This window comes from Megasphaera geminata F0357 (assembly GCF_000239275.1).
Lineage (GTDB): Bacteria > Bacillota > Negativicutes > Veillonellales > Megasphaeraceae > Megasphaera > Megasphaera geminata.
Genome location: NZ_JH417599.1, coordinates 79,037 through 103,411 on the forward strand (window position 1 = coordinate 79,037; position 24,375 = coordinate 103,411).

Consider the following 24,375-nt stretch of genomic DNA (forward strand, 5'->3'; position numbering starts at 1 on the left):
CCCTGTGCCGATCGGCGCAGGGGCTGCTTTTTGTATACGTATCCGGAACGTCTCAGTTCCGCAACGCCTTTATAAGGTTTCTTCCAATTCTTCCAAATGAGCCGTGAGCTTCATGTTTTCGCCGTAGTCTACGGGGCAATCGATAATGACCGGTTTATCCAGGGTAAAAGCTTTTTTCAATGTCGGCAGGAGGTCTTCGGCTTTTGTGATGCGATAGCCGACGGCGCCCATACTTTCCGCGAGTTTGACGAAATCGGGATTGGTAAAGTCAACGTAGCAGGGATGGCCGTAGTGCATTTCCTGCTTCCATTTGATGAGCCCGTAACTTCGGTCGTTGAAAATAAGCGTGACGAAGCGGGAACCCAGACGATGCGCCGTTTCAAATTCCTGGCAGTTCATCATGAAGCCGGCATCGCCCGTGATGGCGAGGACTTTGCGATCCGGATGGACGAGATTGGCCGCGATGGCGCCGGGAACGGCAAGACCCATTGTGGCGAAGCCGTTGGAAATAATACAGGTGTTCGGCTTGTAACAGTTGTAGTGGCGGGCCGCCCATACTTTGTTGGCGCCGACATCCGTGATGACAATGTCGTCGGGACCCATGACTTCGCGCGCATCGATGAGTACTTTTTGCGGTTTCATGGGAAAGGACGCGTCATGGCGGTACTGTTCATGCTCGGCAACCATTTTTTTGCGGACAGTGAGCGCATAATTCGGTTCAAGGAGGCGGGCCGCCTTATGCATGATCCGGTCGAGCGAATCCGTAATATCGCCGACGACCTCAACTTCCGGCTGGTAGGTCTTATTGATGTCGGCCGGCAGCGTATCGATATGGATGATGTCGGCATTGCTGCGGTGCCACTTGTTCGGTGCATATTCGATGATGTCGTAGCCGACGCAGATGACAAGGCTCGCGTTTTCGAGGACTTTGGTCTGGTAGTCGGCCATAGGGATACCGACGGTCCAAAGCGAGTAGGGGTTGTCGAAGGGAACGGCTCCTTTGGCCATCATCGTGTTGATGACGGGCAGTTTCAATTTCTCCGCAAAGGCCGTCAGTTTCTGCGCCGATTTGCTGCGGATAACGCCGCTGCCGGCAAGAATAACCGGAGTGCGGGCATAAGAAATGAGTTCCGCCGCAGCGTCAATTGAACTTTCCAGAGCCGTTTCCGGCCTGATACATTTATGATGCAGCGGCCGTTCTTCGTCGCTTACGGGCATCAGGCCGATATTTACGGGCAGATCGATAAAGGTTGCGCCCGGTTTCTCCCGTTCGGCATATTTAAACGCAAGGCGCGTGATTTCGGCAATGGTGTCGGGGCGGACGACCGTATAGGCACGGCGCGTAATCGGTTCGAACATAGCGCGTAAATCCAAATACTGATGAGCCGTGATGTGCATCTTGTCCGTACTGACCTGACCGGAAATGGCCACAAGCGGTGCGCCGTCGCTGTCGGCATCGGCGACTCCGGTTATCAAATTGGTTGCTCCCGGTCCGAGGGTCGCCATGCAGACGCCGGCTTCGCCGGTGAGCCGGCCGTAAATATCGGCCATGAAAGCGGCGCCTTGTTCGTGACGTACTGTTATAAACTCAATTTTCGAGTGCTCCAACGCATTCATAACGGCCAAATTTTCTTCGCCGGGAATCCCGAAAATATAATGAACTCCTTCTTCTTCCAAACATTCGACCAGGAGGTCCGCAGTATTGCGTTGCTTTTTCTTTTCTGTCATCTGAAGCGCTCCTTTACGGTTTTGTTATAACGAAAACAACACTTTAAATTATAGTATGTAACAAATCTTTTGGCAATTTCATATGACGGGAAGCGTGTGCATAAAACGAAAAACGGCGGTCAGGAGGCATAAAAAGAAACCGCCTCGTAAAGAGACGGTCTTTGAAAAACGGGGGTCATTTGTATTGTACTTTCTGAAGTACGAGCGTTGCCATATGAGCACGGCCTTTTACAACGTCGTTGCCGTCGGCGATGGACTGAGGATAGAATTGCTGTTTAAATTTCTTTTTACCGATTTTGGAAACGAGTTCTTTCAGCTGAATCGTCTGTTCGTCGACATTGTACACGTATGTACACTGGTCCGTAGATTCGCCGAATGTTTCCGTTGTCTGGAAGGTGAGGATAGTCATGCCGTTTTCAGTCGTCACTTTGGCCGAGTTCATGTCAATGGCAATGTTCGGGTTATACTGCCAGATATTGGCTTTTGCCGCACAAACGGAAACGGACATAACGACTGCCAGGCCTAAAGAGAGAAGAATTTTTTTTGCTTTCACGTAAAACACCGCCGTTTTCTAGTATCAATACGGTAATTATATCACGAACGAAACATAAGGGCTACCAAATGACCTTGCCGAGGACATGGTCCAGGGGGACGGGGCCGATAAAGCGGCTGTCCGTACTGTGATTGCGGTTGTCGCCCATACAGAAGACATATCCCTCCGGAACGGTAACTTCGCCTTCGCGGCTGTAATCCATTTCGCCGTTATTGATATACGGTTCGTCCAGGGCCGTACCGTTGCGCCATACCTTGCCGTCATGGAAGGCAAGCGTGTCGCCGCCCTTGCCGATAACGCGTTTGACCCACACATTTTTTGTCTGCAGCTTATGATCGAAGAAAGCCATGTAGTTATGTAAGGGTTCGATGGCATCGTCGATCCACGTGCGGTTGTAAAGGACGCGGCTGTCAATGATGACGATGTCGCCGTAATCCGGTTCTCTGCCGAGAATATGATCAACCTTTTCAACGGCTAAATATTCCCCGTTATGAAGGGTCGGTACCATTGATTCACCGGATACCCGTGTCGGCTGGATAAAAAAGATGTGAATGACCATGGCAATAGCCAGAGCGATGATAATAGAATACACCCATTCGTAAATTTCCCGTACAAATCTGCTCAAAATATTACCTCCTTGCGTACTTTTTCATTGTATCAAAGGCCGTTTGCATTGTAAATACAAGGGCTTTTTATGTACGCAATGTATGTAAAAGTTTTGCCGTCTCCGTTTCGTCGAACACGGTGATGCCGTTAGCGGTGAGCAGGGCTGCGGTTACTCCCGTTCCGTCCCTGAGAGTTCGCGTGAAGGTACCGTCATAAATACGTTTGCTGCCGCAAGACGGGGATCTTTCTTTTAAAACGGCGTAGGCGCAGTGATACCGCACGGCCAGCCGCAAGGCTTCGGCGGCACCGCGTTCGTATTGTGCCGTCACGTCTTTTCCGTCAGCCGTTATGACCAGTTTGCCGGAACGCTCCGCCGCCGCTCTCGGTGTGGCGAGGCCGCCTGCCTGTTCCGGACAGACGGGGATAAAAGTGATTTGCGCCTCTTCCATGAGGGCGTCAATTGCTTCGTATGTTTTGATTTTGCCGTCGTACCGGCAAGTCATGCCGAGGAGGCAGGCGCTGATTAACACGTTCATAGCCATTCCCTGTAAATAAGCGTCTGACCGGTGCATGGGCTTCAGTCGAGCGCTTTCACCGTTCTATAATTTTTCCAATTCTTCGGGATTTTCCAATGCGATGATTTTCCATGTGCCGTCTGTGAGCCGGCTTGCTTTCAGTTTAATTGTGGCAGACGTTTTTTTCGTCGTGTTTTCAACGACTAACGTGATTTCCGCCGTGTCATCCGCATTTTTTACGGATGATACGTCTTTGAGGGAAAGATCGCCTTTGTCGGCGGTTACGTTATCAATGGGAGAACTTGTTGCGGCGCCGGTCTTCGAGCTGTTTGCCTGCGTATCGGCAACAGCCGCCGTAACGGCATTTTTGATGGAGCCGGCGAGAATATTTTTGGTTACCGGGACGAGGGCGGAAGCGAGCGGATCATTCTTTACGGATGCATCTTTTTCCACTTCCTTGTCAATCCAATCGTTGACGATGCTGTCTATGTCGACATGTTTGTTGAAAGTTTCCGCATCATGGTTTTTTACGGCCGTGCGGATAATGTTGACGGAATATTCGGGCGTGCGCGTAAAGACAAAGTGATAATACCCGTAAGCGCCGGCGATAATAATGACGAGGGCGATAAAAATCGCGATAAATTTTTTGCTGACAGTAATGGTCATAGAATACTCCTTTATAAAGCATTAATTATTGTATATATCATTATGCTTATCATATCATACTTTATGTTGAAAAGAAGAGGGGAAATATAAAGAAGATGGCGTACTGACGTCAAAAAAATAACCGCGCTGTTTCCGGCGCGGTTATTGTGTATGTAATGGTGGACCATCAGGGGATCGAACCCTGGACACCCTGATTAAGAGTCAGGTGCTCTGCCAGCTGAGCTAATGGTCCGTATATATGAGCCGACCTTCGGCACAGGCAATATATTACACTATTCACTAATAAAAATCAAGTACGGGACGGGGCGTTTTTGCAGGATTACGGGGATTACCGCACTGTGCTGCACATGAAGAAACAAAAGGCGAAAGGCGCGTAAATCTTGATTTACAAAGGGCCTTACCAGTATAATACAAAGTATGGTTTTTATTTCGTAACATGGAGGAGGATAGCATGATTACTTGTAACGGAAGCGGTAATCCCGATGCAATCGTTTTAGGCGTTGATCATCGTCTGCGTGCCCTGGCGCACGTATCGGAAGAAGAGAGCGCGCTCATCCGCGCCTACACGGATCGCCGCCCTGCCGCCCTTAGAGCGGGCAGTGTCAATGTTCTGCGTTCCGTTGTCGACGATACGGTGAAAACCTATTTTCTTGCAGGCATTGAGGACAGTTCCACGGAACGGGGAACATTCCGTGAATTCGAGAGAGCCAAACGGATCATGGCTGCCGCCATGCGTGAAGGCGTAAGTGAGCTGGCCGTTTATATCGACACCCTCGATATGGAGGCGGAAACACTCATTGACGGTCTTCTGTACGGTAACTACGAGTTCAATCGGTATAAGACGGAGGACGGGTCCAAGGTCATTAAAAACATTAATCTTATAACCTCCGGTTTAAAGAGCAAAGATTTCAACACCCTTTGCTATATCTACTCTTCCATTTACGAATGTATTTATTTTGTCCGCGATCTCGTCAACATGCCGCCTAATGAATTGACGCCGCGGAAGTTCGTTGATACGGCTACGGCTCTTTGCAAGGGAGACGCTATTTTCATAGAAGTGCTGAATAAGTGGAATCTGGAAAAGCGCAACATGGGCGGTATTGTTTCCGTCGGCAAAGGCAGCATGAACCCGCCGCAGCTCCTTTCCGTCGCCTATACGGGCGATCCGGAAAGCCGTGATGTCCTGGCTGTCGTGGGTAAGGGCATTACGTACGATTCGGGCGGACTATCCCTGAAAAGCCGCGCCGGCATGGAACATATGAAATCGGATATGGCCGGCGCGGCAACGGCGCTCGGCGTTATTCGGGCCCTTATGCTCCTCAAATACCCTGTAAATGTCCTGGCGGTAATGCCCCTGGCTGAAAATGTCCCGTCCGGTATGTCCTATCATGTGGACGACGTCATTACCATGTTCAACGGAGCAACCGTGGAAGTAAAGAATACCGATGCGGAGGGCCGCCTCGTCCTGGCCGACGCCGTCGCTTACGCACAGTCCAAGGGCGCCAGGAAGATCATTGATTTGGCGACTCTTACCGGCGCCTGCGTCACCGCCCTGGGGACGGTCAGAAGCGGTATGCTGGGCAATGACCAGGAATGGATGAACCGGCTTTTTTCAGCCGCCGCGCGGGTGCATGAAAAAGTATGGCAGCTGCCGGCCGACGAAGAGTATGAAAAGCAGTTGCAAAGTGAAATCGCCGATATCAAAAATGTCGGCGGCCCCGATGCGGGCGCTATCACGGCGGGACTTTTTATCAAACATTTCATTAAGGAACAAACCTCGTGGATTCATTTGGATATTGCCGGTACGGCCTTTTGCGACAAGAAGGACGAGAACGGCTATTACGGCGCGACCGGTGTCGGCATTAAAACAATCCTCGAATTGTTGAAAGGCGATACACAGTGAAGGTCGACTTACACATGCACACGAACTGTTCCGACGGTGTCTTGGCGCCGGAGGACCTGGCTGAAAAAGCGTTTGCGGCGGGCCTGGATACGATTGCCGTAACCGATCATGATACTCTTGCCGCTTATGACGGAACCTGCCGTTTTCCCGACGGGCTGCGCGTTATTACGGGAATTGAGATGAGCAGCGAATACGACGGCGGTGATGTCCATTCCTCGGTTATTATATTGACCCCGCAGATCCGGACATGAGCGGCTACTGCCGCGATTTTAAAAGGCGGCGCCTGGACAGGGCCTGGGAAATGATCGCCCGTTGTACGGCTCTCGGCTATACCTTGGAGCGGCGGGAAATCGAACGTATCCTGGACAAAGGCGGCACCGTAGGACGTCCTCATATTGCGCGCGTGCTTATCAGCCGCGGCTATTTCCCCGATGTGAAGACCGTATTCAATGCGCTCCTTTATCGCGGCGGCCCGGCGTATGTACCCTATAAACGGTGCAGTATTGAAGAGTGCATCGACCTTATTCACGGAGCCGGCGGTATCGCCGTCCTGGCTCATCCGTCATTGGTGAAGTCGGGACTTGCCGAAGTTCTCGGCAAGCCTTTTGACGGGGTGGAAGTGTATCATCCGCGCAACCGCGGCAGATATGACGAGTTTCTTGCCGGGGCGCACAGGCGGGGGCGTCTTGTCAGCGGCGGCTCCGACTTTCACGGTACAGCGGGAAGATACCCTGAACAAATCGGCGTATATACTGTCGACGGCAGGGATGTCCGAGCTATATTGGATCTAAGGAAAGGCGAAGAGTAAATGAAGATAATCGGGTTTGTCGGGCCCAGCGGTACGGGAAAAAGCCACCATGCCCTCGTCGTTGCCTATGACGAAAAAATTGAAGCGATTATAGATGACGGCCTTTTGATTTATCGCAACCGTATCGTTGCCGGTCATTCGGCAAAGGACGAGACCAATTATATGAAGGCCGTGAAAACGGCCATTTTCTCAAATAAGGAAGATGCCGCCGCCATGCGCGGGGCGTTGCGCCGTATCAAGACGGACAGGCTCCTCATCCTCGGCACGTCAAAGCACATGATTGAACGTATTGTCGCGGTCTTGCAGCTGCCGGCGCCGGCCCGTTTTATTACCATCGAAGAAGTATCGACGCCGGAAGATATGGCGGTGGCCCGGGAACAACGCGTAAAGGAAGGGCGTCACATCATTCCCGTGCCGACAATGGAACTTAAATCACATTTCCACGGGTATCTTCTCGATTCGGTGCGTTCTCTTTTTAACAGAAGCGGCGGTAAGGAATCATCCGAGTTTGAACACTCCGTCGTCCGGCCCGTATTCAGTTATTACGGCAAACTCGTCTTTTCCGATGCCGTCCTGCTTTCGCTTGTGCGGCATACGACGAGCGCCTTGCAGGGCGTGGTGAAAATCAATAAAATACGTATCCGGAAAAACCGCGATTCCCGCGTAAACGGGCTGCGTATCGATCTGACCGTCACCGTGCGCTACGGGGAGAACCTGAAAAAATTAACGGCCGAGCTGCGTCGTGCCGTAGAAAAGGAAGTGGCTTTTACGACGGGAATGGGTATTGACGTGTTGCAGGTAACGATCAAAGATGTCGTCGCGGAGTAGGGACTTTTGTAACGCAGGCAAGGGGCTGCCGTTGACAGCGGCTCCGTCCTTTCTGTATAATACAAAAAGAGTCATGTAACTGGCGGAAAGTGGGGATACCCACGGGGAGCATGACGTATGACAGCCGACCGTCTGGGCAGTTGCGTCCGGAAGTGTCGGTTTTTTTATTTGCGCTTTTGCGGGAGGTATATATGAAGGAATTGGCTTTGAAATACGGCTGCAACCCCAACCAGGCGGCGGCCCGGATTTATATGCGCGACGGCGGTGAGTTGCCCCTTGAGGTAATGAACGGCCGCCCCGGGTATATTAATCTTCTTGACGCCTTTAACAGCTGGCAGCTCGTAAAAGAATTGAAGGAAGCGACCGGCCTGGCCGCGGCGACCTCTTTTAAGCATGTCAGCCCTGCCGGCGCGGCCGTCGCCGTGCAGATGAGCGATGCGTTGAAGAAAATATATTATGTAGACGATCTCCCTCTGTCGCCCCAGGCGGCGGCCTATGCCTGTGCTCGCGGTGCGGACCGCATGAGTTCGTACGGCGACTTCGCGGCCCTGTCCGACGTATGCGATGCGGAAACGGCGGCGCTTCTCAAGCGTGAAGTGTCGGACGGCGTTATTGCTCCCGCCTATACGGACGAAGCCTTGCGCATTTTAAAGGAAAAAAGAAAGGGGACATACTGCGTATTAAAAATCGACGCGTCCTATGTGCCTGCAGAAACGGAACACAAAGAAGTGTTCGGCGTTATGTTCGAACAGAACCGGAACAACATAAAAATTACGACCGATTTATTTACAAAACGGCCGACGCGGAACAGGGATATTCCCGCAGCGGCACAGCGTGATTTGCTCATCGCCCTGATTACTCTCAAATACACGCAGTCCAACTCGGTCTGCTATGTAAAAGACGGCATGACCGTCGGTGTCGGCGCCGGCCAGCAGTCGCGCGTCCACTGTACGCGCCTGGCCGGAAACAAGGCCGATATCTGGTGGCTGCGTCAGCATCCGAAAGTGCTGGCCCTTCCCTTTAAAGCCGTAGCCGCCGCCCGGAGCGCGACAATACGATTGATGTATATATTTCCGATGATTATGAAGACGTTCTTGCCGACGGCATGTGGCAGGCCGTATTTACGGACCGTCCCGAACCGCTCACGCGGGACGAGAAAAAGGCGTGGCTTAAAGAGCTGCGCGGCGTGGCTCTCGGCAGCGATGCGTTTTTCCCTTTCGGCGACAATATCGAACGGGCTCATCGCAGTGGCGTGGCCTATATTGCGCAGTCGGGCGGCTCTATCCGTGATGATCATGTTATTGCAACCTGTGATAAATATAATATCGCCATGGCCATGACGGGCGTCCGCCTCTTTCATCATTAGGATTTCATGAGGGTGAACCTGACAAGGAGAAATACTTGACACACGGCAGTTCCTTGCTGTATACTGACGAAGTGTGAAAATGAAGGCGGTGAACCTATGGTTGAAGATGTTGTTCGAACGGGACGCCTGCTCGATACATACGGCCCGCTTTTGACACCGCACCAGCAGCGGTGCATGGCGATATTATATTTTTACGATGACCTGTCCCTCGCCGAAATAGGCGCGGAGCTTCATATTTCCCGTCAGGGCGTGCACGACCTTTTGCAGCGCGCCTCACAGGGATTGGAGCATTATGAAGCGAAGCTCCATATAGCCGAAAGGTCCGAACGGATACGGGCGGAAGTGGAACATGCCCTGCTGTGCCTGGACAAGGGCGGCGCAGAGGACATAAAAGAAGCGAAACGCGTACTGACAGAGTTGGATATATAAGCAGTCAAAGGAGGAGCTTTACATGCCATTCGAAAGTCTTTCCGAACGATTTCAGGCGGCATTCAGGAAGCTTCGCGGCAAGGGCAAGCTGACGGAAGAGGACGTAAGCGAGGCGCTGAAAGAGATGCGCAGGGCTCTTTTGGAAGCGGATGTTAATTTTGCCGTAACGAAAGATTTTATAAAGAAGGTCGGAGAAAAGGCTGTCGGTGAAGAAGTATTCAGCAGCCTGAACGCGTCGCAGACGGTTATCAAAATTGTCCGCGACGAGCTGACCGAGCTGTTGGGCGGTACGCAGAGCCGCATAAGCGTTTCTTCGCGGCCGCCGACGATAGTCATGCTCGCAGGCTTACAGGGCGCCGGCAAGACGACGACCGCCGCCAAGCTGGCGAAGGCGTTCGTCCGCCGGGGCAAGCGTCCCCTGCTCGCGGCCTGTGACGTGTACAGGCCCGCCGCCGTTGAACAGCTGCAAGTGTTGGGACGCGAACTGAATGTTCCCGTCTATGCGGAAGAAGGCGGCAAGGATGCCGTTGCCATCGCGGAAAATTCCGTTCCTTATGCGACGAGCCATCTTTGTGATGTCGTTATCATCGATACGGCCGGCCGTCTCCACATAGACGAAGCGCTGATGGATGAACTCGTTCGCATTAAAAATAAGGTTCACCCTCATGAAATACTTCTTGTCGTCGATGCCATGACCGGCCAGGATGCGGTGACGGCGGCTACGGCTTTTGACAAGGCTCTCGGCATCGACGGCCTGATTATGACCAAGCTCGACGGCGATGCCCGCGGCGGTGCGGCCCTCTCCATTAAGGCCGTAACGGGAAAACCGATTAAGTTTATCGGTGTCAGTGAAAAAATGGACGGCCTTGAAGAATTTCATCCGGATCGATATGCGTCGCGTATCCTTGACCTGGGGGATGTCGAAACGATTATCGAAAAGGCCCAGCAGGCTTTTGACGCAGAGTCCGTAGCCGATATGCAAAAGGCCATGAAGAGTAATTCCTTCACCTTTGACGATTTTTTCAAGCAGCTGCAGATGATTAAAAAAATGGGCAATTTGGGCGGTATCCTGAGCCTTATCCCGGGTATCGGCAAATATAAAAAGGAATTGGACAAGGTAGACGCGGACGGGAAGGAATTCAAACAGATCGAAGCGATTATCACATCCATGACGATACAGGAAAGAACCAGCAGCAATCCGAAAATGCTCATCAAAGACAGCCGGAAACGGCGTATTGCGGCTGGCAGCGGCACGCGTGTACAGGACGTAAACCGCCTCTTGAAACAATTCACGGAATTCCAGAAAATGATGAAGCAGGCGCAGAAATCACAGAAGAAAGGGCGGAAGTTTATGCCTAAACTTCCGTTTTAACGTAAGGCCCTCTAGCAGGGAAATTCTATGGAGGAGGTGAGATACAATGATTAAAATCCGTTTGGCCCGTTTAGGCGCCAAAAAGAAACCGATCTACCGCGTTGTCGTAGCGGACGTTCGCAATGCCCGCAACAACGGGCGTCCCGTTGCGACCATCGGCCAGTATGATCCCGCGAAAAGCTTGTCGGAAGCTTTGACGGTTGATACGGAGGCAGCGCTGGAATGGCTCGGCAAGGGTGCTCAGCCGACCGATACAATTCGTTCTCTCTTTAAGAGAGCCGGCATCATGGCTCAGTTTGAAGCGTCCAAGAAGTAAGTGGGGTCGGATACGATGGAAGAATTGATTATATGTATTGCCAGGGCGTTGGTCAACCACCCCGAGGCAGTCACGGTTACAAAGATTCAAAAAGCAGATATTGAGGTCTACCGGCTTCACGTAGCTTCCGAGGATATGGGCAAAGTTATCGGCAAACAAGGCAAAATTGCTCGGGCAATACGCCTTGTTGTCAAAGCCGCGGCCGTGCGGGCCGACGTGAAGGTCGCTGTAGACATCGTGTAGGGAGGATCCATGGATCAGATTACGCTTCGTATTCCTGTAACTGTCAAATCCAAAGTTACGCAGGAGTTGAAAGACAAAATCCTGAATGAAACGGCTCAGATCTTGACCGATATTGATCGGGAGATGCAAAACCTCGAATTTCAGGCGAAACGCATGATGGCCGAACAGGCTAAATTGGATGCACAGGGATTGATTTCCCTGCGCGCTCAGGTCGAAGAACAAAAACAGCGCCTTGCCAATGCCAAAGAAAAGGCGACGAGCGATCACGCTCAGGCGGAACAATTGGAAATCGGCTCCGAAATTTCTCAGGGCCAGTTGGAACAGACTGTCACCGTTAAAGTCGGTGACGACCTTAATAAGCTGATGGGGATGGAAATTCTCCTGGAAGACGGCAAAATTATCACGTTCCGTCAATAATACCATGGCTGATACGGAATTTTTCACAATAGGACATATAGTTGCCCCGCACGGTGTGCGGGGTGATGTTCGTATTTACCCCGATACGGATTTCCCCGAACGATTTTTGGAAATGAAGTACGCCTATATAGACGGTGTGAAATATGCAGTGAAAGAAGCGCGTTTTCATAAACGGGTCGTCCTGGTAAAATTTGACGGAACGTGATGACAGAAACGGCGCGGCAGCTCTGGTAAAAAAGGAAATTCAGATTCCCCGCACGGAGCTTATGCCCCTGGCAGAAGGGCAGTACTATATTTTTGATATTATCGGCTGTTCCGTCTTCGACAAAAACGGCAACCTTCTCGGCGAGGTAACGGATATTCTCAGAACGGGCAGTAATGATGTCTATGTCGTTACGGGCGAGGACGGGAATGAAGTGCTCCTGGCGGTTATTCCCGATGTCATCCTGTCCGTCGACGTGGGGGCAAAAAAAATTATTGCCGATCCGCCGGAATGGATATAGACTGATGCGAATAGATATAATTTCTCTTTTTCCCGAATTTATAGAAGCTTTTTACGGGCACAGCATTATCGGCCGCGCACGGGCCGCCGGGCTGTTGGAGCTGGATGTGACGAATCCTCGCGCCTTCACGTATGATCGGCACCGCATGGTGGACGATACGGTTTACGGCGGCGGCTGCGGCATGCTCATGAAGGCCGGGCCGTTATTTGCGGCCGTTGAAACCGTGCGGCGGGCCGTGCCGAAACGTCGCGTTGTGTTTCTGGGGCCTGCGGGAGAAACCTTTACGCAGGCAAAGGCCGCGGAGCTGGCTGCTTATGATCAGATTATTCTCATTTGCGGCCATTATGAGGGTGTTGATTACCGCGTCGAGTCGGAATTAGCCGATGAAACCGTTTCTGTCGGCGATTATGTTCTCACCGGCGGTGAACTTCCGGCCATGACCGTGACGGATGCGGTAGCGCGGATGATTCCGGGCGTGCTGGGCGCGACCGCCGGTGCGGCGGAAGATTCGTTCGCAATGTCGCTGTTGGAATATCCGCAGTACACAAAACCCGCCGTTTTTCGCCATAGCGCCGTGCCGGACGTATTGCGTAACGGTGACCATATGAAAATTGCGGCATGGCGTAAACGGGCTTCTTTACGGAGGACCCTTGCCGTCCGTCCCGATTTGTTGAGAACGGCCCGGTTGTCCGACGGGGACAGGGAACTGCTGGACTCTCTTGAACGGGAGATGAGGGAATGAGCGCACCGTTATATGTAGGGCTGGTACATTATCCTGTATATGATAAGAACTTCAATATCGTTGCAACGGCCGTAACGAACTATGATTTGCACGATATTTCCAGAACGTCGAAGACCTTCGGCGTCAGGAAATATTTTCTTATCCATCATGTTGCCGGCCAGCTGGATATGATTCATAAAATTTTATCGTTCTGGCGCAGCAAGGTCGGCCGCAACTACAACGCGTATCGGACGGAAGCGTTTGATATCGTGGAAACGCAGCCTTCCGTGGAACGCGTTATTGAAAAGATAACGGAGACGGAGGGGGTGCGCCCGTATGTAGTAACGACCGATGCGCGGACCTATGCCAATACCGTTTCCTACAAGGAATTGCGGCTGAAGAGAGAATGCGGGAACAGGCCCGTACTTCTTCTTTTCGGCACCGGGTACGGCATGACCCGGGATATGATGGAACAATTTGATTTTATACTGGAGCCGATTCACGGCACAGGCGAATACAACCACCTTTCCGTCCGCTCGGCCGTCGCTGTTATTTTGGACAGGCTGGCCGGCGAAGCGTGGTGGCAGCAGAGGAGGCAATAACCGATGTCGGGACATTCAAAGTGGGCCAACATTAAACGTAAGAAAGGAAAAAATGATGCCGTCCGCGGTAAAATTACGACTAAAATCAGCCGTGAGATCACGATTGCCGTGCGTATGGGCGGGGCCGATCCGACAGGCAATATGCGCTTGAAACTGGCGCTGCAGAAAGCCAAAGAAAACAATATCCCCAAGGAAAATATTAATCGCGCCGTCCAGAAAGGGGCGGGTACGCTTGAAGGACAGAGCTATGAGGAAATCGTGTATGAAGGATATGGCCCGGCAGGAGTTGCCCTCACGCTCAGCGTCCTCACGGACAATCGCAACCGTACGGCAGCCGAAGTACGCCATATTTTCTCTAAATACGGCGGTAACATGGGTGAAACGGGTTGCGTCGCATGGATGTTTAAGAACCGGGGCGTTTTTATCGTAGCCGGGGAGGCGGCGGACGAAGACAGACTGATGGAAATTGCGTTGGAAGCCGGAGCCGACGATATCAGGGCGGACGGCGACGAGTATGAGATCATTACCGTTCCCGAAGCCTATGACGATGTGGAAAAAGCATTGGCGGACAACCGGATCCCTGTAGAGCATGCGCAGATCACGATGGTGCCGGATAATTTCGTCGCTCTCGGCAAAGACGATGCGCAGAAGCTTGAAAATATGATTGACGCGTTTGATGATCTCGACGATGTGCAGGATGTTTACCACAACGGGGATATTCCTGACGACATGGATGAAGCATAAGCCGGATACGGGGTTACGACTTTTTCGGAAAAGCGTAACCCCTTTTTCAATAGGACGAAATGTAATATAATAAAGGACAGCAACGAAAGGATTTACTTGTCATTGAAGTGTAACGGAGGTAACTGATGGCTACAGTCCAGGAAAAGATCGAACGGTTTCACCAAAAGCTCGCGAAAATCGAGATGGGCGGCGGGCAGGCCAAAATCGATAAGCAGCACGAAAAAGGAAAATATACGGCTCGTGAACGGTTGGAACGACTCTTTGACGCCGGCAGCTTTACGGAAATCAGCCAATTCATACAGCACCGGTGTACGAATTTTAATATGCAGGAAAAGGAGCTTCCCGGTGACGGCGTCGTCACGGGCTACGGCACGGTCGACGGCCGGCTTGTCTATGCGTATGCCGAAGATTTTACCGTTGAAGGAGGATCTCTCGGGGAAATGCATGCCCATAAGATTTGCCAGGTCCAGGAAATGGCCCTGAAAATGGGCGCTCCCTGCGTCGGCATTAATGATTCGGGCGGGGCGCGTATCCAGGAAGGTGTCGATGCGCTCGCCGGTTTCGGCCGTATTTTTATGAACAATACGGCCGCGTCCGGAGTTATTCCCCAGATTTCCGTTATTATGGGGCCTTGCGCCGGCGGGGCCGTTTACAGTCCCGCCTTGACGGACTTTATTTTCATGGTCAAGAATACGAGTAACATGTTTATCACGGGGCCGGCAGTCATTAAATCGGTTACGGCCGAAGAAGTAACGGCGGAAGAGCTGGGCGGCGCCGTGACGCATAACACTGTTTCGGGGGTAGCTCATTTCGCCTGCGAGAACGAGGACGACTGCCTTGCACAGATCAGACATCTTCTTTCGTATTTGCCGAGCAATAATATGGAAGAGGCTCCGCTCGCGGAAACGGATGATGATCCCGAGCGTACGGATGAAGGATTGAATGCTGTAATTCCCGATAACAGCAATATGCCCTATGATATGCTCGACGTCGTTAAAAGGACGGTCGATGGCGGGGAAGTGTATGAGGTCCTGGCGGATTACGCGCGAAACATCATTACCTGCTTTGCCCGTTATGACGGGCAGGCCGTGGGCATTATCGCAAACCAGCCGAAGTTTCTTGCCGGCTGCCTCGATATTAACGCCTCCGATAAAGCGGCGCGTTTTATCCGTATGTGTGACAGCTTCAATATCCCCCTGGTGACCTTTGTCGACGTACCCGGTTTCCTGCCGGGCACGACACAGGAATTCGGCGGCATTATCCGGCACGGCGCAAAGATGCTTTACGCGTATTGCGAAGCGACGGTACCGAAGGTAACGGTAGTTGTACGTAAAGCTTACGGCGGCGCGTACATCGCCATGTGCTGCCGCCAGCTCGGCGCCGATATGGTATTTGCCTGGCCTTCCGCCGAAATTGCCGTCATGGGGCCTGACGGGGCGGCAAATATTATCTTCAAACGTGATGAAGATAAAGAAGCCAGAAAAAAAGCGTATGTCGAAGAATTTGCGACGCCTTACAAGGCTGCGGAACACGGTTATGTGGACTGCATTATCGAACCGAAGGAAACGCGCCCGCGCATTATCAACGCACTGGCTATGTTATACAGCAAGCGTGAAGATCGCCCGGCTAAAAAGCACGGTAACATGCCGTTGTAAAAGGAGGGGAAGGAATGGACGAAACGACGTTTATGTACGTTGAAATAGTGTTGGCTGTCCTCGCCGTCGCAGCCTTCGCCTTTGCCGTGACGGTGCTCACCCTGATCAGGAGACTTAACGGACTGCATTCCGAACTGGCGGCTCTAAAGAGCCGGTATGACGCTTCTGAAATGAAAGAACCCGGGAAAATAGCCGCTTTGCCTGAAGGCAAGGGGAAAGAACCGGTAAAGCGGGCCGAACTTGCGCCGTTAGGCGAACGCAAGCCTGCAGTAGTGCCGGCACCGTCAGCTGCCGTTGCCGCGGACGGTGTGGAGCCCGAGGTTGTGGCGGCCGTTATGGCGGCCGTAACGGCTTGCGGGTATATGCCTACGGCGATCAGGCCCGTACGGCAAAGGAAACGGCAAAACAAACGCTGGCTGCTGGCAGGACGTTTGGCAGGCATGCGATAAAGAACAGTAAAAGAGCGTGGAGGACAGAATGAAAAAATTTAAAGTTACCGTAAACGGCAAGACATATGAAGTGGAAGTGGAAGAAATGGGCAGTGTGCCGGCGGCGCCTGCAGCGGCTCCGATACCTGCAGCGGCATCTGAACCGGTGAAAGCGGCAGCTCCGGAGCCGGCGGCCGAGGCCGTTTCTGCCGCACCGAAAGGGCCGATTCCCGATAATGCGGTAGTTGTCAAGGCTCCTATGCCCGGCAAAATTTCGGCGGTTAAACAGGAGCGCGGTGCCGTAGAACACGGCGCTGTTATTGTCGTATTGGAAGCCATGAAAATGCAGAATGATATTACGGCTCCTCAGGACGGCACGCTTACGGAGGTTCGCGTGGCGGTAGGCGACAGCGTGAAAACGGGAGACGTATTGGCAGTCATCATGCCGTAATTATTTTTTATCTTTCCGTCACCGGTGAACTGCCGGCATAAACCCGGCTTGCGTACCCGGGTTACGGAGCGGGTTACCGTGGTTTAAGGGAATTTATCCCTTGAAAAAGGCCCGATGAGATTGCCGTTAGGAAAAAGAGAAGGAAGAAAGGGGTAGCCCCGTGTAAGACAGGGGGACTCCTTTTTTCTTGACACGGCTCCGTTTTTTCCTGTATACTAAACAAGTATTCATACGGTCGGTTAGCTCAGTTGGTTAGAGTATCTCGTTGACATCGAGGGGGTCGATGGTTCGAATCCATTACCGACCACCATAATATAAATCCATCGTTCATGCGATGGATTTTTTGTATATGCGGAGGCAGCCATGACGAAACCGTATATGTCGTCCGTTCATGAAACGGCTACAGCCGAATATGTGATTAAGAAGTCGCGCTTTATTTCCAATCTCTTTCATGTCACGACGGAAGAAGAAGCGCAGCGGCGCGTTGCCGAAATGAAAAAAAAGTATTGGGATGCGCGGCACAATTGCTATGCATATCGGCTGGGCCCCGTATTTTCTTTACAGAAGGCGAGTGATGACGGCGAGCCTTCAGGCACGGCCGGAAAGCCCGTTTTGGAAGTGTTGAAAGCATGGGAACTGACGGATACGCTCATCGTGGTCACACGCTATTTCGGCGGTATAAAACTCGGCGCCGGCGGGCTTGTCCGCGCATACGGGACAGCCGCGACGCTCGGCCTGGAAGCGGCGCGAATCGATGATTATCTCCTTTGTGACAGCGTGACGCTGGAAACGGAATATTCTTCCGTCACATCCGTAGAGCGGGCGGCGTCCGAGTGCGGCGCCGTCATTACGGAGCGGGCGTTTACGGATAAGGTTATTCTTCATGTCGCAATACCGACGGAAGAAACGGAGAAGTTCAGACAGGATTTGGTGGACGTGACGAACGGGAAGATCGGTATTACCGGTCACGGACGGAAAACGGTGCCCCGTATGCGGGTATAATAAAAGCTCCCTGACGGATAAGGGAGCTTTGCTTTTATGATTTTTCCGGTACTTCCCGGCGTCCGTAAACGGTGCGGCTCGGCAGCTGTGCCGCTACGATCCCTATGGACATGAGAACAACGCCCGCAATTTCCCATAATGTCAGCCGTTCATTTAAGATAATGTAGCCGGACAGAAGGCTGAATACCATTTCCAGGCTGCAGATAAGAGATGCTTCCGTGGGCGGCACGCCTTTCTGACCGAGTATTTGAAAGGTAAAGCCGATACCTGTGGAAAATACGGCGCAGTAGATAATAGGCCAGGCGGCAGCCGTGATAATGGTCGGTGTCAGCGGTTCGCCGACGAGGATCATGGCTGCGAAATTCAGAAAGCCGCAGATAAAGAATTGACCGATAGAAAGCTTTAACCCGTCATGATAGCGGACGAACCTTGAGACCGTGACGATATGAAGTGTCCAGAACAGGGCCCCCGCCAAGGTGAGGACGTCGCCCGCATTAACGGCGTCATACGAGCCCGTGAAGGAGAGGAAATAAACGCCCGTAACGGCAGTGATGCAGCCGATGATATGGGAAAGGCGCAGCGCGTTGCCGAAAATAAGGCTGATTATCGGTACGAGAACAATATATAAGGCCGTAATGAACCCGGATTTTCCGGCAGTCGTGTAGATGAGCCCGATCTGCTGTAATGCCGCTCCCGTAAAGAGAAGAAAACCGAGTATGCAGGTCGCGGTAAACAGGGAAACGGGGGCGGCGCTCCGCTTAGGCAGGCTTTTGGTTTTTCGCGATAAAAAATATGCAGCCGGCAAAATGGACAGCGCGCCCAACCAGAAACGAAGCCCGTTAAAGGCAAAGGGGCCGATGATGTCCGTACTGACCCGTTGCGCGACGAAAGCGCAGCCCCAGACAAAAGCGGCTATTAACAGCAGTATGCGTTCACGCATAGAAACCCTCCGGAAACAAAACTGAATAATGCTGTAATAATCTCATCATTATAGCACGTATCCTCGGCAAATCAACGTTGTGATTACTTATAAACATATATGATGGAAATATAATGAGGAAAAAATATAAAATGCACGGTAAAAATACATTTCCTCTAATTATGCGATTGAGTTATAATAGATAAAATATAACATGGGAGGCGATAGAGTGTACACAAATGCCCTTTTGACGGACTTGTACCAGCTTACGATGATTCAAGGTCTGTATTACGAAGGCAAACACGAGCAGCGATGTATCTTTGACCGGTATTACCGCAATAATCCTTTTAACGGCGGGTATACGATTGTAGCGGGTCTCGACCATTTGATCGATTACGTGGGTAATCTGCATTTTAATGACGGGGATATCGACTATTTGCGGAGCACGGGCATGTTCAGGCCCGAATTTTTAGCATACTTGCGCACATTGCGTTTTACCGGCGATATTTACGCCATGCCTGAAGGGACGATCGCCTTTCCGCAGGAAGTGCTTTTGCGGGTGGAAACGAAAAAGGCGGAAGCCCTTGTTTTGGAAACGTGCATGTCCATGATCATGAATCATGAAAGCCTTATCGCTACTAAGGCGCGCCGTGTCCGTACCGCCGCGGGCGACGATACGCTCATGGAATTCGGCCTGCGCCGCGCCCAGGGCAAGTCCGCCGGCGTCTATGGCGCGAGAGCGGCCGTTATCGGCGGCTTTAACGGCACGAGCAATGTATATGCAGGCGCCCGCTTCGGCCTCCCCGTATTCGGGACAATGGCGCACAGCTGGATCATGAGTTTCCCGACGGAACTTGAAGCCTTCCGCGCCTACTGCCGTCAGTATGACGACAATCTCATCCTCCTGGCGGACACGTATAATACGTTGAAGCAGGGCGTACCCGATGCGATTACCGTCTTTAAGGAATTAAAAGCCGCCCGCAGGCTGCCGCCTCATTACGGTATCCGTCTCGACAGCGGCGATTTGGCATACTTGTCGAAGGAAGCTCATAAAATGTTTACGGCGGCCGGCTTTGACGATGCGATTATTGCGGCGTCGAATGATTTGGATGAAAATCTGATCAGCGGCTTAAAACTGCAGGGAAGCGCCATCAATTCCTGGGGCGTCGGCACGCATTTGATCACCTCCAAGGACAGTCCTTCTTTGGGCGGCGTGTTTAAGCTGGTCGGACAGTATGAGGGCGGTGAATTTGTACCGAAAATCAAGCTGAGCGATAATGCGGAAAAAATTTCCAACCCCGGCCGCAAGAACGTACTGCGCCTTTACGATAAAACGACGGGAAAAATGAAGGCGGATATTATCGTGCTTGAAGGCGAAACGATCGACACGACCGAAGCGTTCCATCTTGTTGCCGATGATATGCCCTGGCGGTACCGTTCCGTACAGGGCGGTACATATGATGTGCGGACTATGCTGGAGCCGATCTTTAAAGAAGGCCGCCTCGTGTATGAACGGCCCGGGCTGCAGGAAATCAGAACATACGCCGAAAAAGAGATCGGCACGCTTTGGCCCGAATATACGCGCCTTATCAATCCGGAACAGATGCGCGTGCAGCGCAGTGCGAAACTTTCTGAATTGCGGGAAAAAGTGCTGCGCAAAGAATCGGCTAACTTCCTATAAAAGCGGGGCCCGGACTTTTCGTCCAGGCTCTGTTTTTACAGGTCGCGTATGATCGGCATTTGTCTATAGTCCGTCCGTCCCATTCTCGCCTCTTTGTTATGGAAGCAGAGATGCTGGATATCGGCGGCTCTGATATCCAGTGCCAGCATTTTTGCGGCGGCGCCTGTAAGGGCCGCGTCAGCCGTTTTAGTGATAATCTGCGGCGTCTTGCCGTTACGGAACTTTTTCAATAGGGTGCGGCCCTTTTTATTCGCGCCCAATAATCTGCCGTAGGCCGGGCCGCTTTCCAGCCATTCGTTCATGTCGGCCCGGTCGATCTCCAGGACGGTGCAGGCCGCCATACGGCAAAGGCGGCTGTACATATAACGTTTTGTTTTCAGCCGCTCCAGTCCCTCTGTCAGGGAGGAGGCTTCGCTCATGACGAGATGCCATCTGTTATTCAGGCCTTCAGCAAAGGCGGCTACGGTTTTCAGCCGGCCGGGGACGGCCGTGCGGCCCCGGTAGAGAACGAGTTCTTCGTATCTGCCGTAGTCCGTGTAAGCGCCGTTGCGGATGAGTTCCCGCACGGCAGCCGCAATGGCCGGAGGTATATAAGGCAGGTAGCCGTCCGGCGGCGCGCCGGCCGTGACGGCCTTGCGAATGGAGGAGCCTGTCGTGTACAGGGCCGTGTCCGACATATGGCGCCGCACTATATCCAAGTGCATAGACGGGCTGTGCTTTTGAACCGCTTTCGCATAGGTGAAGGCGAGGAGCGCATTGGGCGTAGTGAGCAGCAGGGCGGCCTGTTTGTCCAACTCCGAGAGAGCCGTCGTTACGGCCGTTCCGTAAGGTATGTGTTTTTTCGTGTAAGCGGTAATGAGATCCTGCGCCTTTTCGGTCCGCCATAATTTCACAATTTCCATGAATTCCGGTCCCGTGCCCTTTTCACTGCCGCAGACAAGAGTGTCAATACCGAGGGATGCTGCCAGACGCACGGCGCCGGACGCGAAGTCGTCCGCATGAGAGAGCGCGTAAGCCGCAGGCAGTTCAAATACGGTATCGGCACCGCAGGTCAGGGCAAAGGACGCCCGGTCGAATTTGTCGAAAAGCGCCGGCTCGCCGCGCTGTACAAAGGCGCCGCTCATGATGACGGTGATTACGGCCTCCGAACCGTATCGGTCCCGTGTTTTTTGTAAAATATAGGCATGTCCCGTATGAAGCGGGTTGAATTCCGCTATCAGGCCGATATGTTTCATGGTTTTCTCCTTCCGTATCATTATATACGGTTATATCCGCCATGACCAGTCAGGCGCGGAGAACGACCGTGCGGGCTTTTTTCTGGTCACTCATTTTAAACTGTGCTATAATAATGCCAGTCTGTAAGAAAGCTTGTAGGTGATAGTATGAGGTCCTTAACATTCATAGGTGCGGCAGTATTGATAACTGCCATGCTCGGCCTTTCCGGCTGCGGTACGGCGACGGTGCAGGAAGAGTACAGTTTCGGAGAAATGACAATGCATGCCGGCAATACGCAGGTTCTTCTTTTCTCTCCTTTTGAATTGGGACAGGCGAAAATTCAGGGTTCGGACAGCACCGTCTACGGTAATCAGGACCAACATCTGCAAATTACCGCCACATACGAACAGGCTGCAGGCTTGACCTTGGACGGAGCTGTTGACAAAGCCGTTGCGGAGTTGTCGCGTCTTGCGGAAGTATCGCTTACGGGCAGGAACGTCGGGCAGACGACCGTACATGGCGGACCCGCGTTAACCGGGGATATCGAATATATCCTGTCCGCGAAGGGACAAAAGATCCCCGTCGTCGAACGCCTGCTTGTTTTCGAAAATCAGGGGTATATCTGGACCGTCCGGTATACCTACCGCCGGGATGACGAAACGGGAAAAGCGGTAACGGATTTTGTCTTTGAAAAGCTTCAATAAACACCATTTACGAAAGAAGGTACATTCATGATCGTATTAGTTGTAAACTGCGGCAGTTCATCCTTGAAATACCAACTGGTGAACATGGACAACGAAGAAGTAATGGCAAAGGGGCTGGTAGAAAAGATCACCCTTCCCGATGCCCGATTGACGCACAAGTGGAACGGCCGGAAGAAGGAAATCGTACAGCCTATTCCGGATCATAAGGTCGCCGTCAAACTGGTTCTTGATCTTTTAACGGATCCCGAAGCGGGCGTTATCAAATCGATGAAAGAAATTGACGCCGTCGGGCATCGCGTCGTACACGGCGGCGAAGAATTCGCCTCTTCCACGCTGATTACGGACGAAGTGATGAAAGCGTTGGAAAGATGCTCCGCCTTTGCGCCGCTTCACAATCCGCCCAATATCATCGGCATCAAGGCGTGCCGGGCCATTATGCCGGAGGTCCCGCAGGTCGGCGTGTTTGATACGTCGTTCCATCAGACCATGCCGCCTGAGGCGTATATGTACGGGCTCCCTTATGAACTGTACAAGGAAGACGGTATTCGCCGTTACGGCTTCCACGGCACGAGCCATCGTTACGTTGCCGACCGGATTGCCGAGGTTATGGGCGTTAAGAAAGAAGATCTCCGCATCATCAGCTGCCACCTCGGCAACGGCTCTTCTTTGGCGGCCATTAAGGGCGGCAGGAGCATCGACACGACGATGGGCTTTACGCCGCTTGCAGGTATGCTTATGGGTACGCGCTGCGGGGATATTGACCCGGCCATTGTCTGCACTGTTATGGATAAACATAATCTTTCCGCGCAGGAAATGGATACCCTGATGAATAAGAAATCCGGCGTTCTCGGCATTTCCGGCGTTTCCAGCGACTTCCGCGACCTCGGTGAAGCGGCTGCCGCAGGCAATGAACGTGCCCGGCTCGCACTTGATATGTTCCATTATCAGGTCCGCAAGCTGATCGGCGCTCTTGCGGCCGCTATGGGCGGTGTAGATGTCATTACCTTTACGGCCGGTGTCGGCGAGAACGGCATTGAAGATCGGGTGGCTATCTGCGAAGGACTGGAGTACATGGGCGCCGAACTTGATGCGGAACGCAATAACGTGCGCGGTAAAGATGCTCTTATCAGTACGGATGATTCCGCCTGCAAGGTGTATGTCATTCCGACAAATGAAGAAATCATGATTGCTCGCGACACGAAGGATATCGTTTCCCGATAGTTGAGCAGTTGAGATGCGGCAGCTTCGCGGTGAAGTTGCCGCTTTCTTTATAGTGTTGCGGAGGAACGTATGAAGCTTATTTATTGGGATATAGACGGCACGATGATAAATACAGGAAAAGCCGGCATGTACGCTATTTATGACGTGTTTCACCGCCTTATGGGCGATGATCGGGCCGTGCCGAATATTTCGGCCGGCGGCAGAACGGATAACTATATTTGTCAACAGCTTCTGTATCAGGCCAGGGGCGTTATGCCGACGGATGAGGAAGTTTTCACCTTTTGCCGTGAATACGAACGGAATCTTTTGCTGTGGCTGCAAAAGACCCGTGAAGAAAGCGCGGTTTTACATAACGTACGGGAAAACCTGGAACATTTTGACCGGGATCCGGATGTGGTACAGCTTTTAATGACGGGAAACAGCCGTGTCGGTGCAAAAATGAAACTGGAAGTTTTCGGCCTGGACGGTTATTTTGATTTTGAGCACTCCGGTTTCGCCGAAACGTTCTATGCCCGCGACGACCTGGCCCGCAATGCCCTGATGACGGCGCAGGCCTATTGGCATGACAAAATAGAAGACATGTACGTTATCGGTGATACTGTTTACGATATCCGGTGCGGTAAGGCCATAGGCGCCAAGACCGTGTCCGTCGCCACGGGGCATTATACCGGGCAGGCGCTGGCGGAACAGGAGCCGTGGCGGCTCTTTCCTGAGCTTCCCGCCCCCGAAGTAATGAGTGCCGTGATTCACGGATAACTGAAAATACTTTTTGCGTGCTC

At 52.4% G+C, this 24,375-nt stretch carries 28 protein-coding genes, 2 tRNA genes, 1 pseudogene and 1 riboswitch; of the genes and pseudogenes, 23 read left to right on the forward strand and 8 right to left on the reverse strand.

Features of this window, described 5'->3' with window-relative positions:
* Positions 1-69: 69 nt before the first annotated feature.
* The 6 genes from HMPREF0080_RS05765 to HMPREF0080_RS05790 form a co-directional block, all read right to left on the reverse strand.
* Positions 70-1,728: an acetolactate synthase large subunit gene (locus HMPREF0080_RS05765; protein ID WP_006790378.1), complete on the reverse strand. Its 1,659-nt coding sequence runs from the start codon at positions 1,726-1,728 to the stop codon at positions 70-72.
* Positions 1,729-1,903: 175 nt separating this feature from the next.
* Positions 1,904-2,281 carry an N-acetylmuramoyl-L-alanine amidase CwlD gene (locus HMPREF0080_RS05770; protein WP_040347362.1) on the reverse strand — a complete coding sequence of 126 codons (378 nt, stop codon included), beginning with the start codon at positions 2,279-2,281 and terminating at the stop codon, positions 1,904-1,906.
* Positions 2,282-2,342: 61 nt separating this feature from the next.
* Positions 2,343-2,909, reverse strand: coding sequence for a signal peptidase I (lepB, locus tag HMPREF0080_RS05775; RefSeq protein ID WP_425358116.1), 567 nt, complete (start codon positions 2,907-2,909; stop codon positions 2,343-2,345).
* A gap of 64 nt (positions 2,910-2,973) precedes the next feature.
* A complete protein-coding gene (locus HMPREF0080_RS05780; protein WP_040347365.1) occupies positions 2,974-3,423 on the reverse strand; it encodes a 2-thiouracil desulfurase family protein in 450 nt (149 codons plus the stop codon).
* A 63-nt stretch (positions 3,424-3,486) separates the two neighbouring features.
* On the reverse strand, positions 3,487-4,068 hold the full coding sequence (locus HMPREF0080_RS09170) for a hypothetical protein (protein WP_006790382.1): 582 nt from the start codon (positions 4,066-4,068) through the stop codon (positions 3,487-3,489).
* A 156-nt stretch (positions 4,069-4,224) separates the two neighbouring features.
* Positions 4,225-4,300, reverse strand: a tRNA-Lys gene (locus tag HMPREF0080_RS05790).
* Between the two features lie 219 nt (positions 4,301-4,519).
* Between HMPREF0080_RS05790 and HMPREF0080_RS05795 the strand changes: the two genes are divergently transcribed.
* The 19 genes and pseudogenes from HMPREF0080_RS05795 to HMPREF0080_RS05880 all read left to right on the forward strand — a co-directional run bounded on the left by HMPREF0080_RS05795 (position 4,520) and on the right by HMPREF0080_RS05880 (position 17,856).
* The gene (locus tag HMPREF0080_RS05795) at positions 4,520-5,971 is read left to right on the forward strand and encodes a leucyl aminopeptidase (protein ID WP_040347366.1); all 1,452 of its coding nucleotides are present in this window, start codon (positions 4,520-4,522) and stop codon (positions 5,969-5,971) included.
* Positions 5,968-6,222 carry a PHP domain-containing protein gene (locus tag HMPREF0080_RS10820; protein ID WP_006790384.1) on the forward strand — a complete coding sequence of 85 codons (255 nt, stop codon included), beginning with the start codon at positions 5,968-5,970 and terminating at the stop codon, positions 6,220-6,222. The genes HMPREF0080_RS05795 and HMPREF0080_RS10820 overlap by 4 nt, the downstream gene beginning before the upstream one ends.
* Positions 6,219-6,779, forward strand: a complete 561-nt coding sequence (locus HMPREF0080_RS05800; RefSeq protein WP_006790385.1) for a PHP domain-containing protein — start codon at positions 6,219-6,221, stop codon at positions 6,777-6,779. The genes HMPREF0080_RS10820 and HMPREF0080_RS05800 overlap by 4 nt, the downstream gene beginning before the upstream one ends.
* On the forward strand, positions 6,780-7,607 hold the full coding sequence (locus tag HMPREF0080_RS05805) for an Asp23/Gls24 family envelope stress response protein (protein ID WP_006790386.1): 828 nt from the start codon (positions 6,780-6,782) through the stop codon (positions 7,605-7,607). It begins immediately after the preceding gene.
* 65 nt (positions 7,608-7,672) lie between these two features.
* A riboswitch (ZMP/ZTP riboswitch) is annotated at positions 7,673-7,752 on the forward strand.
* Between the two features lie 46 nt (positions 7,753-7,798).
* Positions 7,799-8,947, forward strand: a complete 1,149-nt coding sequence (locus tag HMPREF0080_RS05810) for a phosphoribosylaminoimidazolecarboxamide formyltransferase (RefSeq protein ID WP_245527239.1) — start codon at positions 7,799-7,801, stop codon at positions 8,945-8,947.
* 122 nt (positions 8,948-9,069) lie between these two features.
* Positions 9,070-9,402, forward strand: coding sequence for a YlxM family DNA-binding protein (ylxM, locus tag HMPREF0080_RS05815; RefSeq protein ID WP_006790388.1), 333 nt, complete (start codon positions 9,070-9,072; stop codon positions 9,400-9,402).
* 22 nt (positions 9,403-9,424) lie between these two features.
* Complete coding sequence (gene ffh / locus HMPREF0080_RS05820; protein WP_006790389.1) at positions 9,425-10,774, forward strand: signal recognition particle protein; 1,350 nt, start codon at positions 9,425-9,427, stop codon at positions 10,772-10,774.
* Between the two features lie 46 nt (positions 10,775-10,820).
* Positions 10,821-11,090 (forward strand): 30S ribosomal protein S16, encoded by a 270-nt coding sequence (gene rpsP / locus HMPREF0080_RS05825; RefSeq protein ID WP_006790390.1) that lies wholly within the window; start codon positions 10,821-10,823, stop codon positions 11,088-11,090.
* Between the two features lie 15 nt (positions 11,091-11,105).
* Positions 11,106-11,333 (forward strand): KH domain-containing protein, encoded by a 228-nt coding sequence (locus HMPREF0080_RS05830; protein WP_040347384.1) that lies wholly within the window; start codon positions 11,106-11,108, stop codon positions 11,331-11,333.
* Between the two features lie 9 nt (positions 11,334-11,342).
* Entirely contained in the window at positions 11,343-11,750 is a 408-nt protein-coding gene (locus HMPREF0080_RS05835) for a YlqD family protein (RefSeq protein WP_006790392.1), read from the forward strand.
* Between the two features lie 4 nt (positions 11,751-11,754).
* Positions 11,755-12,253: pseudogene (gene rimM, locus HMPREF0080_RS05840) on the forward strand (ribosome maturation factor RimM).
* Positions 12,254-12,257: 4 nt separating this feature from the next.
* Complete coding sequence (gene trmD / locus HMPREF0080_RS05845) at positions 12,258-12,995, forward strand: tRNA (guanosine(37)-N1)-methyltransferase TrmD (protein WP_006790395.1); 738 nt, start codon at positions 12,258-12,260, stop codon at positions 12,993-12,995.
* On the forward strand, positions 12,992-13,576 hold the full coding sequence (locus tag HMPREF0080_RS05850) for an RNA methyltransferase (RefSeq protein ID WP_006790396.1): 585 nt from the start codon (positions 12,992-12,994) through the stop codon (positions 13,574-13,576). The genes trmD and HMPREF0080_RS05850 overlap by 4 nt, the downstream gene beginning before the upstream one ends.
* A gap of 3 nt (positions 13,577-13,579) precedes the next feature.
* On the forward strand, positions 13,580-14,320 hold the full coding sequence (locus HMPREF0080_RS05855) for a YebC/PmpR family DNA-binding transcriptional regulator (protein ID WP_006790397.1): 741 nt from the start codon (positions 13,580-13,582) through the stop codon (positions 14,318-14,320).
* Positions 14,321-14,445: 125 nt separating this feature from the next.
* On the forward strand, positions 14,446-15,975 hold the full coding sequence (gene mmdA / locus HMPREF0080_RS05860) for a methylmalonyl-CoA decarboxylase subunit alpha (protein WP_006790398.1): 1,530 nt from the start codon (positions 14,446-14,448) through the stop codon (positions 15,973-15,975).
* 14 nt (positions 15,976-15,989) lie between these two features.
* Entirely contained in the window at positions 15,990-16,424 is a 435-nt protein-coding gene (locus tag HMPREF0080_RS05865) for a hypothetical protein (protein ID WP_006790399.1), read from the forward strand.
* Between the two features lie 28 nt (positions 16,425-16,452).
* Positions 16,453-16,854: a biotin/lipoyl-containing protein gene (locus HMPREF0080_RS05870; RefSeq protein ID WP_006790400.1), complete on the forward strand. Its 402-nt coding sequence runs from the start codon at positions 16,453-16,455 to the stop codon at positions 16,852-16,854.
* A gap of 233 nt (positions 16,855-17,087) precedes the next feature.
* A tRNA-Val gene (locus HMPREF0080_RS05875) sits at positions 17,088-17,164 on the forward strand.
* Between the two features lie 53 nt (positions 17,165-17,217).
* A complete protein-coding gene (locus HMPREF0080_RS05880) occupies positions 17,218-17,856 on the forward strand; it encodes a YigZ family protein (RefSeq protein ID WP_006790401.1) in 639 nt (212 codons plus the stop codon).
* 34 nt (positions 17,857-17,890) lie between these two features.
* Here the strand turns inward: HMPREF0080_RS05880 and HMPREF0080_RS05885 are convergent, their stop codons facing one another.
* A complete protein-coding gene (locus tag HMPREF0080_RS05885) occupies positions 17,891-18,796 on the reverse strand; it encodes a DMT family transporter (RefSeq protein WP_006790402.1) in 906 nt (301 codons plus the stop codon).
* 208 nt (positions 18,797-19,004) lie between these two features.
* On the opposite strand from HMPREF0080_RS05885, the gene HMPREF0080_RS05890 reads away from it, so the two are divergent.
* A complete protein-coding gene (locus HMPREF0080_RS05890) occupies positions 19,005-20,456 on the forward strand; it encodes a nicotinate phosphoribosyltransferase (protein WP_040347369.1) in 1,452 nt (483 codons plus the stop codon).
* Positions 20,457-20,491: 35 nt separating this feature from the next.
* Here HMPREF0080_RS05890 and HMPREF0080_RS05895 read toward each other — a convergent pair whose 3' ends face one another.
* Positions 20,492-21,691, reverse strand: a complete 1,200-nt coding sequence (locus HMPREF0080_RS05895; RefSeq protein WP_040347370.1) for a tRNA(Met) cytidine acetate ligase — start codon at positions 21,689-21,691, stop codon at positions 20,492-20,494.
* Positions 21,692-21,838: 147 nt separating this feature from the next.
* On the opposite strand from HMPREF0080_RS05895, the gene HMPREF0080_RS05900 reads away from it, so the two are divergent.
* The 3 genes from HMPREF0080_RS05900 (at position 21,839) to HMPREF0080_RS05910 (ending at position 24,352) form a co-directional block, all read left to right on the forward strand.
* Positions 21,839-22,375 (forward strand): hypothetical protein, encoded by a 537-nt coding sequence (locus tag HMPREF0080_RS05900; RefSeq protein ID WP_006790406.1) that lies wholly within the window; start codon positions 21,839-21,841, stop codon positions 22,373-22,375.
* A 27-nt stretch (positions 22,376-22,402) separates the two neighbouring features.
* Complete coding sequence (locus tag HMPREF0080_RS05905) at positions 22,403-23,596, forward strand: acetate/propionate family kinase (RefSeq protein ID WP_006790407.1); 1,194 nt, start codon at positions 22,403-22,405, stop codon at positions 23,594-23,596.
* Between the two features lie 69 nt (positions 23,597-23,665).
* Positions 23,666-24,352 (forward strand): HAD family hydrolase, encoded by a 687-nt coding sequence (locus HMPREF0080_RS05910; RefSeq protein ID WP_006790408.1) that lies wholly within the window; start codon positions 23,666-23,668, stop codon positions 24,350-24,352.
* The last annotated feature ends 23 nt before the right edge of the window (positions 24,353-24,375 follow it).

Excerpts from the sequence above, each read along its gene's own strand:
- HMPREF0080_RS05765 (WP_006790378.1), bottom strand. The coding sequence starts at position 1,728 with ATGACAGAAAAGAAAAAGCAACGCAATACTGCGGACCTCCTGGTCGAA.
- HMPREF0080_RS05780 (WP_040347365.1), bottom strand. The coding sequence starts at position 3,423 with ATGAACGTGTTAATCAGCGCCTGCCTCCTCGGCATGACTTGCCGGTAC.
- HMPREF0080_RS09170 (WP_006790382.1), bottom strand. The coding sequence starts at position 4,068 with ATGACCATTACTGTCAGCAAAAAATTTATCGCGATTTTTATCGCCCTC.
- HMPREF0080_RS05795 (WP_040347366.1), top strand. The coding sequence starts at position 4,520 with ATGATTACTTGTAACGGAAGCGGTAATCCCGATGCAATCGTTTTAGGC.
- HMPREF0080_RS05800 (WP_006790385.1), top strand. The coding sequence starts at position 6,219 with ATGAGCGGCTACTGCCGCGATTTTAAAAGGCGGCGCCTGGACAGGGCC.
- HMPREF0080_RS05805 (WP_006790386.1), top strand. The coding sequence starts at position 6,780 with ATGAAGATAATCGGGTTTGTCGGGCCCAGCGGTACGGGAAAAAGCCAC.
- HMPREF0080_RS05810 (WP_245527239.1), top strand. The coding sequence starts at position 7,799 with ATGAAGGAATTGGCTTTGAAATACGGCTGCAACCCCAACCAGGCGGCG.
- ylxM (WP_006790388.1), top strand. The coding sequence starts at position 9,070 with ATGGTTGAAGATGTTGTTCGAACGGGACGCCTGCTCGATACATACGGC.
- ffh (WP_006790389.1), top strand. The coding sequence starts at position 9,425 with ATGCCATTCGAAAGTCTTTCCGAACGATTTCAGGCGGCATTCAGGAAG.
- rpsP (WP_006790390.1), top strand. The coding sequence starts at position 10,821 with ATGATTAAAATCCGTTTGGCCCGTTTAGGCGCCAAAAAGAAACCGATC.
- HMPREF0080_RS05830 (WP_040347384.1), top strand. The coding sequence starts at position 11,106 with ATGGAAGAATTGATTATATGTATTGCCAGGGCGTTGGTCAACCACCCC.
- HMPREF0080_RS05835 (WP_006790392.1), top strand. The coding sequence starts at position 11,343 with ATGGATCAGATTACGCTTCGTATTCCTGTAACTGTCAAATCCAAAGTT.
- trmD (WP_006790395.1), top strand. The coding sequence starts at position 12,258 with ATGCGAATAGATATAATTTCTCTTTTTCCCGAATTTATAGAAGCTTTT.
- HMPREF0080_RS05850 (WP_006790396.1), top strand. The coding sequence starts at position 12,992 with ATGAGCGCACCGTTATATGTAGGGCTGGTACATTATCCTGTATATGAT.
- HMPREF0080_RS05855 (WP_006790397.1), top strand. The coding sequence starts at position 13,580 with ATGTCGGGACATTCAAAGTGGGCCAACATTAAACGTAAGAAAGGAAAA.
- mmdA (WP_006790398.1), top strand. The coding sequence starts at position 14,446 with ATGGCTACAGTCCAGGAAAAGATCGAACGGTTTCACCAAAAGCTCGCG.
- HMPREF0080_RS05865 (WP_006790399.1), top strand. The coding sequence starts at position 15,990 with ATGGACGAAACGACGTTTATGTACGTTGAAATAGTGTTGGCTGTCCTC.
- HMPREF0080_RS05870 (WP_006790400.1), top strand. The coding sequence starts at position 16,453 with ATGAAAAAATTTAAAGTTACCGTAAACGGCAAGACATATGAAGTGGAA.
- HMPREF0080_RS05880 (WP_006790401.1), top strand. The coding sequence starts at position 17,218 with ATGACGAAACCGTATATGTCGTCCGTTCATGAAACGGCTACAGCCGAA.
- HMPREF0080_RS05885 (WP_006790402.1), bottom strand. The coding sequence starts at position 18,796 with ATGCGTGAACGCATACTGCTGTTAATAGCCGCTTTTGTCTGGGGCTGC.
- HMPREF0080_RS05895 (WP_040347370.1), bottom strand. The coding sequence starts at position 21,691 with ATGAAACATATCGGCCTGATAGCGGAATTCAACCCGCTTCATACGGGA.
- HMPREF0080_RS05900 (WP_006790406.1), top strand. The coding sequence starts at position 21,839 with ATGAGGTCCTTAACATTCATAGGTGCGGCAGTATTGATAACTGCCATG.
- HMPREF0080_RS05905 (WP_006790407.1), top strand. The coding sequence starts at position 22,403 with ATGATCGTATTAGTTGTAAACTGCGGCAGTTCATCCTTGAAATACCAA.
- HMPREF0080_RS05910 (WP_006790408.1), top strand. The coding sequence starts at position 23,666 with ATGAAGCTTATTTATTGGGATATAGACGGCACGATGATAAATACAGGA.